Below are 14,205 nucleotides of genomic sequence, written 5' to 3'. Positions count from 1 at the left end.
GGCATGCCTGTCGGTCCCCGGCGGATGGCCGGTCAGGCCAGCGCCTCCGCGAGCGGCATCGACGCGATGCCCACGGCCTCGCCGACGGGCGCGTTGGTGAGCTGCCCGGCGTGGGTGTTGAGCCCGAGCGCGAGGCTGTGGTCGTCGCGGCACGCGGCCTGCCAGCCCTTGTCGGCCAGCGCGACGACGTACGGCAGCGTGGCGTTGGTCAGCGCGTAGGTCGACGTGTTCGGGACGGCGCCGGGCATGTTGGCCACGCAGTAGAACGTCGAGCCGTGGACCTGGTACGTCGGGTCGGCGTGCGTCGTGGGCCGGGTGTCCTCGAAGCAGCCACCCTGGTCGACGGCGATGTCGACGAGCACCGAGCCGGGCTTCATCCGCGACACCAGCTCGTTGGAGACCAGCTTCGGCGCGGCGGCACCGGGGATCAGCACGGCGCCGATGACCAGGTCGGCCTCCATGACCTGCTGCTCGAGGGTCAGCTTCGACGAGGCGAGCCCGTGGACGCGGTTGTTGTAGCGCCAGAAGGACATCCGCAGCTTGTCGAGGTCGGTGTCGAGCAGGGTGACGTCGGCGCCCATGCCGAGCGCGATGTTGGCGGCGTTCTGTCCCGAGACACCGGCACCGATGATGACCACCTTGGCGTTCGCGACGCCACCGACGCCGCCCATCAGGACGCCCCGGCCGCCCTGGGCCTTCATCAGCGCGTGGGCGCCGACCTGGGGCGCGAGGCAGCCGGCGACCTCGGACATCGGGTACAGCAGCGGCAGCGCGCCGCTCGGCAGCTGCACGGTCTCGTAGGCGATGCCGGTGACCTTGCGGGCCAGCAGCTCCTCGGTGAGCGGCTTGTCCGCGGCCAGGTGCAGGTAGGTGAAGAGCGTCTGGCCCTCGCGGATGCGGTGGTACTCCTCCGCGACCGGCTCCTTGACCTTCAGGACCAGGTCGACCCCGCCGTCGGTGCCCCACGCCTCCTCGGCGGTGGCGACGATCGTGGCGCCCGCGGCGACGTAGTCGGCGTCCTCGATGGACGACCCGACACCCGCGCCGGCCTGGACGAGGACCTCGTGGCCGTGCGCGACCAGCTCGTGCACGCCGATCGGGGTGATCGCGACGCGGTACTCGTGGTTCTTGACTTCCTTCGGCACACCGACGCGCATGGACTGCATCCTCCTGGTCACGGGCGTTCCGATGCGGATTCCCCGGTGAGCAGAAATTGTGAAGATCAGTCGAGCGCACCGCTAGTGGCCGCAGCGATTATTCGCTGCCGCCGCGCGAATCCGGATCGGATCGTCGGCGATCAGGCGTGTGGCGCAGGTCGCACCGAACGTGGTTCGGCCGCCGGCCGGCCGCGCAGGTGCTCGAAGATCAGGCTGGTCTCCGTCATCGCGACGTCCTTGGTGCCGCTGAGGTGGTTGACCACGAACTCGCGCAGCTCCTCCGAGCCGGCGGTCGCCACGTGCACGAGGAAGTCGTCGGCGCCGGCGAGGAAGTAGACGTTGAGCACCTCGGGCAGCTGCGCCATGGCCTGGGCGAAGGCCGCCAGCTCGCCCCGGGCGTGCGGGCGGAGCCGGACCGAGATCATCGCCTGCAGCGGCCGGCCGATCGCCGCCTGGTCGATCTCGGCGTGCGCGCCGCGGATCACGCCCCGCTCGAAGAGCGAGCGGACCCGGCCGTGGCAGGTCGACGGGGCGATGCCGACCCGCGCGGCCAGCACGTTGTTCGCCAGCCGCGCATCGTCCTGCAGCTCGCGGACGATGGCGGCGTCGATCGCGTCGAGCTCGGTCATCGGCCGGCCCGGTCCCGGCGGACCTGGAGGGCCAGCACCGCCTGCACCACCGGACCGTCGGCCACGGCCCCCGCGAGTACGGCGTCGACGAGCTCCTCGAACGGCACCCAGACCTCCTCGAGGTCGGCCTCCTCGTGCTGCAGCACGAAGTCGCCCCGGTCGGCCGTCGCGAGCCCCTCGGCAAGGTAGTAGTGGATCTTCTCCGCGGAGTAGCCGGGCGAGCTCCAGGTCGAGAGCAGGTGCGTCCAGCGCTCGGCCTGCAGCGCGGCCTCCTCGCGCAGCTCGCGGCGCGCGACCTGCTCCGGGTCCTCACCCGGGTGGTCGATCACACCGGCCGGCAGCTCGACCAGCCGTGCCTGGGCGGGATGGCGGTACTGGCGGATGCACAGCACGCGGTCCTGCTCGTCGACGGCGAGGACGACGGCAGCGCCGGGATGCTCGACCACGAGGCGCCGGAACGCGGCCTCGTCGTGGTCCCCCGGGCGTCGTACACGGTCGGAGCGGAGGGCGAGCACCCACCCGTCGCGGTGCAGGTCCGCCGAGCTCTCGACCGGCCAGGACTCCGGGACGTCCCTGACGTCGCTCACCGCGTCACTCGTCGTCGTCGACGGGCTCGGGGTGCAGCCCGGACTCGTCGATCTCGAGGCGGGTCTCGCGCTGGCGGGCGATCGCCGCGCCGACCAGGCCGGCGAACAGCGGGTGCGGGCGGGTCGGGCGCGAGCGCAGCTCGGGGTGCGCCTGCGTACCGATGTAGTAGGGGTGCACGTCGCGCGGGAGCTCGACGAACTCCACGAGGTCGAGGTCCGGGTTGATGCCGGAGAAGACCAGGCCGGCCTCCTCGAGCTGCGCCCGGTAGGCGTTGTTGACCTCGTAGCGGTGGCGGTGGCGCTCCTCGATCGACTCCGCGCCGTAGACCTCGGCCGCGATCGATCCCGGCGTGAGGGTGGCGGGGTAGAGCCCGAGGCGCATCGTGCCGCCCAGGTCTCCGGCGCCCTCGACGATGGACTTCTGCTCCTCCATCGTGGCGATGACCGGCTCCGGGGTATCCGGGTCGAACTCGGTCGAGCCGGCCTTGGTCAGGCCGAGCTCGGTCCGGGCGTACTCGATCACCATCGACTGCAGGCCCAGGCACAGGCCGAGGGTCGGGATGCCGTGGGCGCGGGCATAGGTCAGCGCGCCGAGCTTGCCCTCGAGGCCGCGGATGCCGAAGCCGCCGGGCACGCAGATCGCGTCGACGTCGGAGAGGTGCCGGGTGGCGCCCGCCGGTGTCTCGCACTCGTCGGAGACGACCCAGCGGATGTTGACCTTCGCCTCGTGGGCGAAGCCGCCGGCGCGCAGCGCCTCGGTCACCGACAGGTAGGCGTCGTGCAGGTCGATGTACTTGCCGACCAGCGCGACGGTCACCTCCTCCTTCGGGTGGTGCACCCGGCGGAGCAGGTCGTCCCACAGCGTCCAGTCGACGTCGCGGAAGGGCAGGTTGAGGCGTCGTACGACGTAGGCGTCGAGGCCCTGCCGGTGCAGGACCTTGGGGATGTCGTAGATCGACGGGGCGTCCGCGGCGGTGACGACGGCGTCGCTGTCGACGTCGCACATCAGCGAGATCTTCCGCTTGATGCTCTCCGGCAGCTCGCGGTCGGCGCGGCACACCACGGCGTCGGGCTGGATGCCGACCTGGCGCAGCGCGGCGACGGAGTGCTGGGTCGGCTTGGTCTTCAGCTCGCCCGACGGACCGATGTACGGCACCAGCGAGACGTGCAGGAAGAAGACGTTGTCACGGCCGATGTCGTGGCGGACCTGCCGCGCCGCCTCGAGGAAGGGCAGCGACTCGATGTCGCCGACGGTGCCGCCGATCTCGGTGATCACCACGTCGACCGGCTCCGAGCCGCGACCCATCGCGAGGATCCGGTCCTTGATCTCGTTGGTGATGTGCGGGATCACCTGGACCGTGTCGCCGAGGTACTCGCCCTTGCGCTCCTTGGCGATCACCGAGGAGTAGACCTGCCCGGTCGTCACGTTGGCGATCTGGTTGAGGTCGGTGTCGAGGAAGCGCTCGTAGTGCCCGATGTCGAGGTCGGTCTCGGCGCCGTCGTTGGTGACGAAGACCTCACCGTGCTGGAACGGGTTCATCGTCCCGGGGTCGACGTTGAGGTAGGGGTCCAGCTTCTGCATGGTCACCCGGAGGCCCCGCGAACGGAGCAGTCGGCCCAGGCTGGACGCCGTGAGGCCCTTGCCGAGCGAGGAGGCGACGCCTCCGGTCACGAAGAGGTGCTTTGCCTGTCGATTCGTGCCGCTACCGGAAGCCATGTTCACGGGATTCCATCCTACTACGAGATCGTGCTCAAGCCGTACGTCGGCGCGCCAGGTCGAGCAGTTCGCGCGCGTGCGCGAGTGCGGTGTCGGACTCCGCGAGGCCCGCGAGCATGCGGGAGAGCTCGCGCTCGCGACCCTCGTCGTCGAGGGTGACCAGGCCTGAGCTGGTGATGGTGCCGTCGCTGGACTTCTCCACCAGCACATGGCGGTCCGCGAACGCCGCGACCTGCGGGAGGTGGGTCACGACCAGCACCTGGGCGTCGTCGGCCAGGGTCGCGAGGCGGCGGCCGATCTCGACGGCGGCGGCACCGCCGACGCCGGAGTCGACCTCGTCGAAGACGAACGTGGGCACTGGGCTGGTGCCGGCCAGGCAGACCTCGACGGCCAGCATGACTCGCGACAGCTCACCGCCGGAGGCGCCCTTGTGCAGCGGGCGCGGCTCGGAGCCGGAGTTGGCGGCCAGCAGGAACTCCACCTCGTCCAGGCCGCTGCGGCCGAAGCGCACCCAGCGCTCCCCCACCCGGACCACGTCCGCCGGCGGGTGCTCCGGGTCGGCGGGGGCGTCGACGGTGCGCGGCGCGACCCGGATCGTCACGCGGGCGTGCGGCATCGCGAGCAGGGTGAGCTCGTCGCTGACCGCGGTGGACAGCTTCGCCGCCGCGGCGACGCGAGCCTGGCTCAGCGCGGCGCCCGCCGTCGCGAGCTCCTCGCGCAGCCGGCCCGCACGGGCCGTGAGCTCCTGGATCCGCTCGTCGGTCGAGTCCAGGTCGAGCAGACGCTTCGACGCGGTCTCCGCCCAGGCGAGCACCTCGTCGACGCTCTCGCCGTACTTGCGGGTCAGTCCGATCAGCGCGGCCCGCCGCTCGGACACCGCCGCCAGTCGAGCGGGATCGGTGTCCACCCCCGAGGCGTACGACGCCACGTCGGCCGCGACGTCGGAGAGGAGATAGCTCACCTCCGCCACCCGGTCGGCGAGCGCACCCGCCTCGGCGTCGTGGTCACGGACGCCCTCCAGCAGGCCGCGGGCGGCCGCAACGGCACCCAGTGCGTCCGGGGAGCCGTGCTCGCTCGACAACGCCTCACGGGCCTGCTCGGCGGCGCCGCGGAGGGTGTCGGCGTGCCCGAGGCGGGCCTCCTCGGCAGCCAGCTCGGCGTCCTCGCCCGGCTGCGGCGCGACGGCGGCGACCTCGTCGACGCCGAAGCGCAGCACGTCGGCCTCCCGCGCCCGCTCGCGAGCGGAGGCCGTGACCTCGGCGAGCTCCCGCTCGGTCGCCACCAGGTCGTCGTGGACCGCGGCGTAGGACGCCTGCAGGGAGTCGAGCGCGCCGAAGCGGTCCAGGGCCTGGCGCTGGGTCTGCGGCTTCAACAGCCGGTGCTGGTCGGACTGGCCGTGGACGGCGACGAGCGGCTCGGCGATCGCTGCCAGCGTCGACACCGGGACGGCGGCGCCTCCGGCGAAGGCCCGCGAGCGCCCCTCGGCGCTCACGTTGCGCGCGAGCACGATCCCGTCGTCCTCGACCTCGCCCCCGGCGTCCTCGACGGCCGCCGCGAGCGCGGGCAGGGCGTCGGCGGCGATGAGTCCCTCGACCCGCGCCTGTCGCGCCCCGGCCCGGACGGCTCCGCTGTCGGCCCGCCCGCCGAGCAGCAGGCCCAGCGCGGTCACGACCATGGTCTTGCCGGCGCCGGTCTCACCCGTGATCACCGTCAGTCCCGGTCCGAGCTCGAGCACGGACGAGTCGATCACACCGAGCGAGGTGATGCGCAGCTCCTCGATCACGACGTCTCCTCCTGGGCGCGCGCCTGGCGGCGCAGCTCGGCGGCACCCCGCCACCCCTCGACGGACAGCCCGAACTTGGCGACCAGCCGGTCGGTGAACGGGGCCTCGTGCAGCCGGACCAGGCGCACCGGCCGCAGCCCGCGACTCACCTCGATCCGGGCGCCGGGCGGGAGGTCGACGCTGCGGCGGCCGTCGCACCACAGGACGCCCGAGCTCTCGTTGCCCTCGAGCACCTCGATCGCGATGACGGACGACGGCGCGACCACCATCGGCCGGGCGAACAGCGCGTGGGCACTCAGCGGGACGATGCACAGCGCCTCGACCTGCGGCCACACGACCGGGCCACCGGCGCTGAAGTTGTACGCCGTCGAGCCGGTCGGCGTCGCGCAGACGACGCCGTCGCAGCCCCATCGCGACAGCGGCCGGTTGTCGATCTCGACGACGACCTCGAGCATCCGCTCGCGCGCGGCCTTCTCGACGCTGGCCTCGTTGACCGCGAAGGTCGCGTAGACCAGCTCGCCACCGACGAACGCCCGGACGTCGAGGGTCAGGCGGTCCTCGGTCGTGTACCGCTGGTGCACGATCGCGTCGATCGTCGCCGCGACGTCCTCGTGCTCGGCCTCGGCGAGGAACCCGACGTGGCCGAGGTTGACGCCGAGCACCGGCGTGAGTCGGGAGTGCGTCACCTCGGCGGCGCGCAGGATGCTGCCGTCGCCACCGATGACGACGGTCAGCTCGCACCCGCGGCTGGCGTCGGTCTCGGAGTCGGTCAGCTCCACGGCCGGGTCGTAGCCGTCCGGGTCGAGCCCGAGGTCCTCGGCCTCGTCCAGCAGGAGACGTACGACGATCCCGTGGCCGGTGAGCTCCTTGACGAACGAGCGCGCGACGTCGCGGGCCTCGGGGCGCCGCGTGTGGGCGAGCACGAGGACCCGGCGCGGCGTGTCCGTGGTCGCGGGGATCGTCATGGGGCCACCCTCTCATCCGGGCCCGACGTCCCGCGCCGCACGATCGCCGCGATGGACTCGTCGTCCACCGCCTGCGGGCCGTGGCGCAGCCACAGGAAGAACTCGACGTTCCCGGACGGCCCGGGCAGCGGGCTCACCGTCACCGCCTGCGCGCCCCATCCGCGCTCCCCCGCCGCATGGGCCACGCCGAGCACCGTCTCGACCCAGAGCTCGGGGTCGCGGACGACCCCACCCTTGCCGAGCCGGTCCTTGCCGACCTCGAACTGCGGCTTGACCATGAGCGCCAGGTCGCCGTCCTCGCGGGTGACGCCGAGCAGCGCGTCGAGCACGAGGGTCAGCGAGATGAACGACAGGTCGCCGACCACGACGTCGACCGGGCCGCCGATCGCGGCGGCCTCGAGCGTGCGCACGTTGGTCCGGTCGTGGACCTGCACCCGCTCGTCCTGCTGCAGCGACCAGTGCAGCTGTCCGTAGCCCACGTCGACGGCGACCACCTCGGCCGCGCCCGCCCGGAGGAGGACGTCCGTGAAGCCGCCCGTCGACGCTCCCGCGTCCAGGCAGCGCCGTCCCTCGACGGACAGGCCCAGCGGCTCGAAGGCAGCGAGGGCACCGGCCAGCTTGTGCGCGCCCCGCGAGACGTAGTCGGGGCCGTTCTCGCCCTCCAGCACGACGATCGCGACGTCCGTCGTCACGCCGGTGGCCGCCTTCGACGCGAGCGCACCGGACACCTTGACCCGGCCGTCGGCGATCAGCTGGGCGGCGCGCTCACGGGACGGCGCGAGGCCGCGCCGCACCAGCTCGGCGTCCAGGCGCAGTCTGCGAGGAGGCACTACTGGGACGTCGGAGGGTTGTCGAGCGTGTGCCGGAGGCCGGCGTGCGCTTCCTCGAAGACCGCTGCGTGCTCCTCGAGGGGCCGGCTGTCCAGCCCCGCGACCAGGTCGAGCACACGGTCGACGGCATCGATGCCGGTCGGCATGGGCGCCGGAACGGGTACCTCGGTCATGGCGCGAGGCTACCGCGCCGCGCGCCCCGGAGCGGGGAGCCCTGCCGCGGTGATGTCGGCCACCGTCCCCGAGGCGTCCAGGTGCGCCCACGCCGCAGCCGCCGCGACCCGCCAGGCGTCGTCGGGGGCAGCGGCCGCGCCGGACGACGAGACCTCCAGGAGACCCGCCGCCACCCGCGCCCGCCACTCGCCCAGGACCCAGTGCTCCCCGTCGCGCGTCGGCGCCTCGTGGCGCCGCGCCAATCCGGCCAGGTCGCCGGAGAGGTACGACGGCCGCAGCTGCGGCGGCGCGGCCAGCAGCTCCGGGAGCCCGGTCACGCCGGTGAGCACGAGCAGCGAGTCCAGGCCCGCGTTCCGGGCACCCTCGATGTCGGTGTCGAGCCGGTCGCCGACCATCAACGGCCGCTCGCCGCCGACGCGTCGTACCGTCTCGTCGAGCAGCGGCCGGGCGGGCTTGCCGGCCACCACGGGCGTGACGCCGCTGAACCGCGACAGCATCTCCACCAGCACCCCGTGGCCGGGCGCGGTGCCGAACGCCGTCGGAATGGTCAGGTCGGTGTTGCTCGCGATCCAAGGCAGGCCGTCCCGCACCCGCACCGCGACCCGCATGATCGACCGCCACGGCACGTCGGGGCCGTAGCCGGTGACCACGCCCGCCGCGTCCTCGTTGGCACGGACCGGGACCACCCCGGCCTCGAGGAGCGCCGTCTCCAGCCCGGCAGCACCGAGGCACACGACCCGGGCGCCCTCACCCCAGGAATCCCTGGCCAGCCGCGCGGCCGCCTGGGCGCTGGTGACCACGTCGTCCACAGCGGCCTCGACGCCCAGCTCCACGAGGTGCTCGGCCACCACTGCGGGTGGCCGCGATGCGTTGTTGGTGATGAACGCGACCCGCATGCCCGCGCCGCGCGCCTCACCGATCGCCTGCGCTGCGCCCGGCACCGCCTCGGCGCCGATGTAGACGACGCCGTCGAGGTCGAGCATCGCCAGGTCGTAGGCGGCGGTCAGCGGCGCGGGGGATGTGAGCAACACGGGTACCACCATGCCAGCCGGTTCCTCACCCGGCTCCGTAGGATTCCCGGGTGGACGCAGCAGCACTGGTGACTCCCCCGTACGTCGCGGGTCCGTTGCGCCTCGTCCCGTTCCGCGGGCTGATGCTCAGCCCCGCACGCGTCGGCAACCCCACCACGGGTCGCGCCTTCGCCCGCCCCTACAAGGACGTCTCGGCGCGCCTCCTGCGCTGGCAGGCCCGCGGCTACGTCCGCCAGGACGCCGTACCGGCGCTCTACCTGCACGAGTACACCTCGGCGGGGATGACGGTGCGCGGTCTGGTGGGCGCCCTCGACGTCTCCCGGCGGGCCACGCGCGCCGAGGACCGGGCGGTGCTGCCCCACGAGGGCATCCACCCCGCCCAGGCCGACGATCTGGCCGACCGGATGGCGGAGATGGAGCTCAACCCCGCGCCCATCCTCCTGGTCCACCGTGGCACGGACCAGCTCCGCTCCGTGCTCGCCGAGGTCATCCGCGGGGAGCCGCAGCACACCTTCACCGACCGTGGTGAGCAGCAGCACCGGATCTGGGCCATCCGCGACGAGGCCACGCTGGCCGCGATCGCCGCCGAGCTCGCCGACAGCCGGGCCCTCATCGCCGACGGCCATCACCGGTACGCCGCCTACCTGCGCCTGCAGCGTCGTCAGGCCACCTCCACGGACGAGCCTGCGGCGACCGACTTCGGCCTCGCCATGCTGGTCGACCAGGGCACCACGCCCCTCTTCCTCGGCCCGATCCACCGCACCCTCCACGGGACCTCCCTCGACGACCTGCGCGACGCCACCCAGAGCGTCGGCCTCGGCTACGCCGAGCACTCCCAGTCCGAGGCCGTCGCTGCTCTCTCCGCGACGCGCCTCGCCGCCACCGACGGCGAGCGCTGGGCCGTCATCGACCTCGATGCGTCCGTCCGTGAGGCTGCCGTCGAGACCCTGCACCGTCGGATCGTGCCCGCGCTTCCCCATGGCCCGTCGTCCGTCGCCTACCACCACAGCGTCGACGACGCGCTCGGCGCGGCCCGACCGGACAGCGTCGCCGTCCTCATGCCCGCGCCCTCGGTCGACCTCGTGCTCGAGATCGCGGCCGCCGATCGCCTGCTCCCCGAGAAGGCGACGTCCTTCCAGCCCAAGCCGAGTCTCGGGGTACTCATCCGGTCGCTGCGCGACGAACCATCCGGCACGTGCTGACCTCGACCTCCACCCGGGAGAGCGTCCGCTCACCCGCACGGTAGAACCGACGCCGCAGCGCTCCCTCGACCTCCACCTCGTCCCCGGTGCGCCAGCCTGCCATCGCTCGTCGCGACCGCGCAGACCATGCCGCCAGGTCGACGACGTCCACCGACGACGATCGCCGTCCCGAGGGAAGCACCCGCACCTTGTCCCGTGCGACCGATATCCGGCACACGCACAGCTCGTCGCCGCTGGGTAGTGTGCGCAGCTCCGGCTCGCCGGCCAGTCGGCCGGCCAGCCTCACGATGTTGTGTTCCATCCTGCGTTCCTCCTGATCACTGGGTGCGACCAGCGTGCGCCGTCGCACCGACGCAGCACGACCGCCGTGAGCGCGGCTGTGGAGAACGCCTCGCCACCGGCCGCTTGTGGAGGGAAAGCGGACCGGAAAGGGACGCAAAAACACCGAAGGGCCAGCATTTCTGCTGGCCCTTCGGCGAAAGAATGTCCGGCGGCGTCCTACTCTCCCACATCCTCTCGGTTGCAGTACCATCGGCGCAGGCAGGCTTAACTTCCGGGTTCGGGATGGGACCGGGTGTTTCCCTGCCGCTATGGCCGCCGTAACTCTATGAACCGCCAGGTGTACCCCGTGTAAGGGGTGGTCGGACCTGGGGTTGGTCTCTTGTAGTGGACGCGCGCACCCCGATTGATGGGGTGGTGTTGTTCCCGTAACACTTGATTTGTTGATGTGTGTTGGGGGTTTGTTGTGGCAAGTCTTCGGCCTATTAGTACCGGTCGGCTGGGCATTGCTGCTGTACACCTCCGGCCTATCAACCCAGTGTTCTGCTGGGGGCCTTAACCCACAAGGGGTGGGAAACCTCATCTTGAAACGTGCTTCCCGCTTAGATGCGTTCAGCGGTTATCACTTCCGAACGTAGCCAACCAGCCCTGCACCTGGCGGTACAACTGGCACACCAGAGGTTCGTCCATCCCGGTCCTCTCGTACTAGGGACAGCCTTTCTCAAGTTTCCTACGCGCGCGGCGGATAGGGACCGAACTGTCTCACGACGTTCTAAACCCAGCTCGCGTGCCGCTTTAATGGGCGAACAGCCCAACCCTTGGGACCTACTCCAGCCCCAGGATGCGACGAGCCGACATCGAGGTGCCAAACCATCCCGTCGATATGGACTCTTGGGGAAGATCAGCCTGTTATCCCCGGGGTACCTTTTATCCGTTGAGCGACGACCCTTCCACTCGGAGTCGCCGGATCACTAGTTCCGACTTTCGTCCCTGCTCGACATGTCTGTCTCACAGTCAAGCTCCCTTGTGCACTTACACTCGAAACCTGATTGCCAACCAGGCTGAGGGAACCTTTGAGCGCCTCCGTTACATTTTGGGAGGCAACCGCCCCAGTTAAACTACCCATCAGGCACTGTCCCTGAACCAGATCATGGCCCTAGGTTAGACATCTAGTACGACCAGAGTGGTATTTCAACGATGACTCCACCCCAACTGGCGTCGAGGCTTCACAGTCTCCCACCTATCCTACACAAGCCGAACCAAACACCAATGCCAAACTATAGTAAAGGTCCCGGGGTCTTTCCGTCCTGCCGCGCGTAACGAGCATCTTTACTCGTAGTGCAATTTCGCCGAGTCCATGGTTGAGACAGTAGGAAAGTCGTTACTCCATTCGTGCAGGTCGGAACTTACCCGACAAGGAATTTCGCTACCTTAGGATGGTTATAGTTACCACCGCCGTTTACTGGGGCTTAAATTCTGAGCTTCGACTTGCGTCTAACCCGTCCTCTTAACCTTCCAGCACCGGGCAGGAGTCAGTCCGTATACATCGTCTTACAACTTCGCACGGACCTGTGTTTTTAGTAAACAGTCGCTTTCCCCTGGTCTCTGCGGCCCTTCACGCTCACCCAGCAAGTGGGGTCACGATCCGGGCCCCCCTTCTCCCGAAGTTACGGGGGCATTTTGCCGAGTTCCTTAACCATGGTTGTCTCGATCGCCTCGGTATTCTCTACCTGATCACCTGAGTCGGTTTCGGGTACGGGCGGCTCGTGGCTCGCTAGAGGTTTTTCTCGGCAGCATAGGATCACCCACTTCCCCCCTACGGGGTCGGCATCACATCTCAGGGTCACCGACCAAACGGCTACGTGGCGGATTTGCCTACCACGTCCCCTACATGCTTACCCGCCGTCTACCATCGCGGCGGTTGGGCTACCTTCCTGCGTCACCCCATCGCTTGCCTACTACCGGGTCGGATCCCACGCTCCACACCAAGCTCTCACCCCGAAGGGATCGATACGAGGTGCTTCGGGTGGTTAGCATCACCGGGTTCAGCATGGGCGCCACTTCGCCGGTACGGGAATATCAACCCGTTGTCCATCGACTACGCCTGTCGGCCTCGCCTTAGGTCCCGACTTACCCAGGGCAGATTAGCTTGACCCTGGAACCCTTGATCAATCGGCGCACGGGTTTCTCACCCGTGATTCGCTACTCATGCCTGCATTCTCACTCGTGTCACATCCAGCCCTGGATCACTCCGGACCTTCACCCGTGACACGACGCTCCCCTACCCACCAGTACCCCTGAACCAAGATCAAGTCCGGCTTGGGTTACGTACTAGTGCCATGGCTTCGGCGGACGGCTTGAGCCCCGCTACATTGTCGGCGCGGAATCACTTGACCAGTGAGCTATTACGCACTCTTTCAAGGGTGGCTGCTTCCAAGCCAACCTCCTGGTTGTCACTGCGACTCCACATCCTTTTCCACTTAGCCGCCTCTTAGGGGCCTTAGCCGATGGTCTGGGCTGTTTCCCTCTCGACTACGAAGCTTATCCCCCGCAGTCTCACTGCCACGCTCTCACTTACCGGCATTCGGAGTTTGGCTAACGTCAGTAACCTGGTAGGGCCCATCGGCTATCCAGTGCTCTACCTCCGGCAAGAAACACGCAACGCTGCACCTAAATGCATTTCGGGGAGAACCAGCTATCACGGAGTTTGATTGGCCTTTCACCCCTATCCACAGGTCATCCCCTCCATTTTCAACTGAAGTGGGTTCGGTCCTCCACGCCGTCTTACCGGCGCTTCAACCTGCCCATGGATAGATCACTCCGCTTCGGGTCTAGAACACGCGACTCAAACGCCCTATTCGGACTCGCTTTCGCTACGGCTTCCCCACACGGGTTAACCTCGCCACGTATCGCTAACTCGCAGGCTCATTCTTCAAAAGGCACGCCATCACCCTATGACAGGCTTTGACGGATTGTAGGCACATGGTTTCAGGTACTATTTCACTCCCCGCCAGGGGTACTTTTCACCTTTCCCTCACGGTACTGGTCCGCTATCGGTCATCGAGAAGTATTTAGGCTTAACGGGTGGTCCCGCCAGATTCACACACCATTCCAGGAGTGGCGTGTTACTTGGGAAATGCTGAACACAGCCTGACACTATCGTCTACGGGGCTATCACCCGCTACGGCACCGCTTTCCAACGGTCTTCGACCTCGTCTCAGGTTTCTGACTGCGCGCCACCCCGGCAGAGACGGCAACAACACTCCCACAACCCCCCGACTGCAACGCCTGCCGGCTATCACACAATCGAGGTTTGGCCTCATCCGATTTCGCTCGCCACTACTCTCGGAATCACTTTTGTTTTCTCTTCCTGCGGGTACTGAGATGTTTCACTTCCCCGCGTTCCCTCCACACACCCTATTTCATTCAGGTGCAGGTAACACGACATGACTCGTGCTGGGTTTCCCCATTCGGACATCCCCGGATCAACGCTCGGTTGCCAACTCCCCAGGGCATTTCGCAGGCTCCCACGTCCTTCATCGGCTCTCGATGCCAAGGCATCCACCATGTGCCCTTAACAACTTGCCCACAACAAACCACCAACACACACAAACAAACCACCCACCCCAAAGGAACAAACCCCCAGAACAGGCAATCGCTCGAGCTCTGTCAGCGGCCTCTTGCAGTACAAACCGATTAAGAGAACACACAAAACAATCAATTCGATACGAAACAACACAACACCCACCAAACCCAACCCACAACGGGGCCAGATCCACGCGGGTGCAATGCTCGCGTCCACTATCAAGAAGTCAAACAACCAGAAGCCAACCAGCACCAACACTCCCGCC

At 68.6% G+C, this 14,205-nt stretch carries 11 protein-coding genes and 2 rRNA genes; 1 reads left to right on the top strand and 12 read right to left on the bottom strand.

Annotated elements, in window-relative coordinates; all coding sequences use genetic code 11:
• Positions 1-32: 32 nt before the first annotated feature.
• From ald to BJ993_RS21470, 9 genes are all read right to left on the bottom strand, one after another.
• Positions 33-1,157 carry an alanine dehydrogenase gene (ald, locus tag BJ993_RS21510; RefSeq protein WP_179651136.1) on the bottom strand — a complete coding sequence of 375 codons (1,125 nt, stop codon included), beginning with the start codon at positions 1,155-1,157 and terminating at the stop codon, positions 33-35.
• Positions 1,158-1,297: 140 nt separating this feature from the next.
• Complete coding sequence (locus tag BJ993_RS21505) at positions 1,298-1,786, bottom strand: Lrp/AsnC family transcriptional regulator (protein WP_179651134.1); 489 nt, start codon at positions 1,784-1,786, stop codon at positions 1,298-1,300.
• Positions 1,783-2,373, bottom strand: coding sequence for an NUDIX domain-containing protein (locus BJ993_RS21500; RefSeq protein WP_179651132.1), 591 nt, complete (start codon positions 2,371-2,373; stop codon positions 1,783-1,785). The genes BJ993_RS21505 and BJ993_RS21500 overlap by 4 nt, the downstream gene beginning before the upstream one ends.
• A 4-nt stretch (positions 2,374-2,377) precedes the next feature.
• Positions 2,378-4,090, bottom strand: coding sequence for a CTP synthase (pyrG, locus tag BJ993_RS21495; RefSeq protein ID WP_036546109.1), 1,713 nt, complete (start codon positions 4,088-4,090; stop codon positions 2,378-2,380).
• 34 nt (positions 4,091-4,124) lie between these two features.
• Positions 4,125-5,873, bottom strand: coding sequence for a DNA repair protein RecN (gene recN / locus BJ993_RS21490; protein ID WP_179651130.1), 1,749 nt, complete (start codon positions 5,871-5,873; stop codon positions 4,125-4,127).
• Positions 5,870-6,838, bottom strand: coding sequence for an NAD kinase (locus BJ993_RS21485; protein ID WP_179651128.1), 969 nt, complete (start codon positions 6,836-6,838; stop codon positions 5,870-5,872). Before BJ993_RS21485 ends, recN begins: the two co-directional genes overlap by 4 nt.
• On the bottom strand, positions 6,835-7,668 hold the full coding sequence (locus tag BJ993_RS21480) for a TlyA family RNA methyltransferase (RefSeq protein ID WP_179651126.1): 834 nt from the start codon (positions 7,666-7,668) through the stop codon (positions 6,835-6,837). The genes BJ993_RS21485 and BJ993_RS21480 overlap by 4 nt, the downstream gene beginning before the upstream one ends.
• A complete protein-coding gene (locus tag BJ993_RS21475; RefSeq protein ID WP_179651124.1) occupies positions 7,668-7,841 on the bottom strand; it encodes a hypothetical protein in 174 nt (57 codons plus the stop codon). Before BJ993_RS21475 ends, BJ993_RS21480 begins: the two co-directional genes overlap by 1 nt.
• A 9-nt stretch (positions 7,842-7,850) precedes the next feature.
• On the bottom strand, positions 7,851-8,873 hold the full coding sequence (locus BJ993_RS21470; RefSeq protein WP_308645665.1) for an HAD-IIA family hydrolase: 1,023 nt from the start codon (positions 8,871-8,873) through the stop codon (positions 7,851-7,853).
• A gap of 50 nt (positions 8,874-8,923) precedes the next feature.
• On the opposite strand from BJ993_RS21470, the gene BJ993_RS21465 reads away from it, so the two are divergent.
• Complete coding sequence (locus tag BJ993_RS21465; protein WP_179651122.1) at positions 8,924-10,075, top strand: DUF1015 family protein; 1,152 nt, start codon at positions 8,924-8,926, stop codon at positions 10,073-10,075.
• On the opposite strand, the gene BJ993_RS21460 is transcribed toward BJ993_RS21465, so the two are convergent.
• The 3 genes from BJ993_RS21460 to BJ993_RS21450 all read right to left on the bottom strand — a co-directional run bounded on the left by BJ993_RS21460 (position 10,035) and on the right by BJ993_RS21450 (position 13,942).
• A complete protein-coding gene (locus BJ993_RS21460; RefSeq protein WP_179652563.1) occupies positions 10,035-10,376 on the bottom strand; it encodes a single-stranded DNA-binding protein in 342 nt (113 codons plus the stop codon). The two genes, BJ993_RS21465 and BJ993_RS21460, sit on opposite strands and share 41 nt — an antisense overlap.
• Positions 10,377-10,560: 184 nt before the next feature.
• Positions 10,561-10,677 (bottom strand): 5S ribosomal RNA (rrf, locus tag BJ993_RS21455).
• A 142-nt stretch (positions 10,678-10,819) separates the two neighbouring features.
• Positions 10,820-13,942: ribosomal RNA gene (locus tag BJ993_RS21450) — 23S ribosomal RNA — on the bottom strand.
• Between the last annotated feature and the right edge of the window lie 263 nt (positions 13,943-14,205).

Origin of the sequence: Nocardioides aromaticivorans, assembly GCF_013408525.1 — a bacterium.
Lineage (GTDB): Bacteria > Actinomycetota > Actinomycetes > Propionibacteriales > Nocardioidaceae > Nocardioides > Nocardioides aromaticivorans.
Note: the sequence above shows the minus strand (reverse complement) of the source record. Positions and strands in the feature narration are given on the sequence as shown.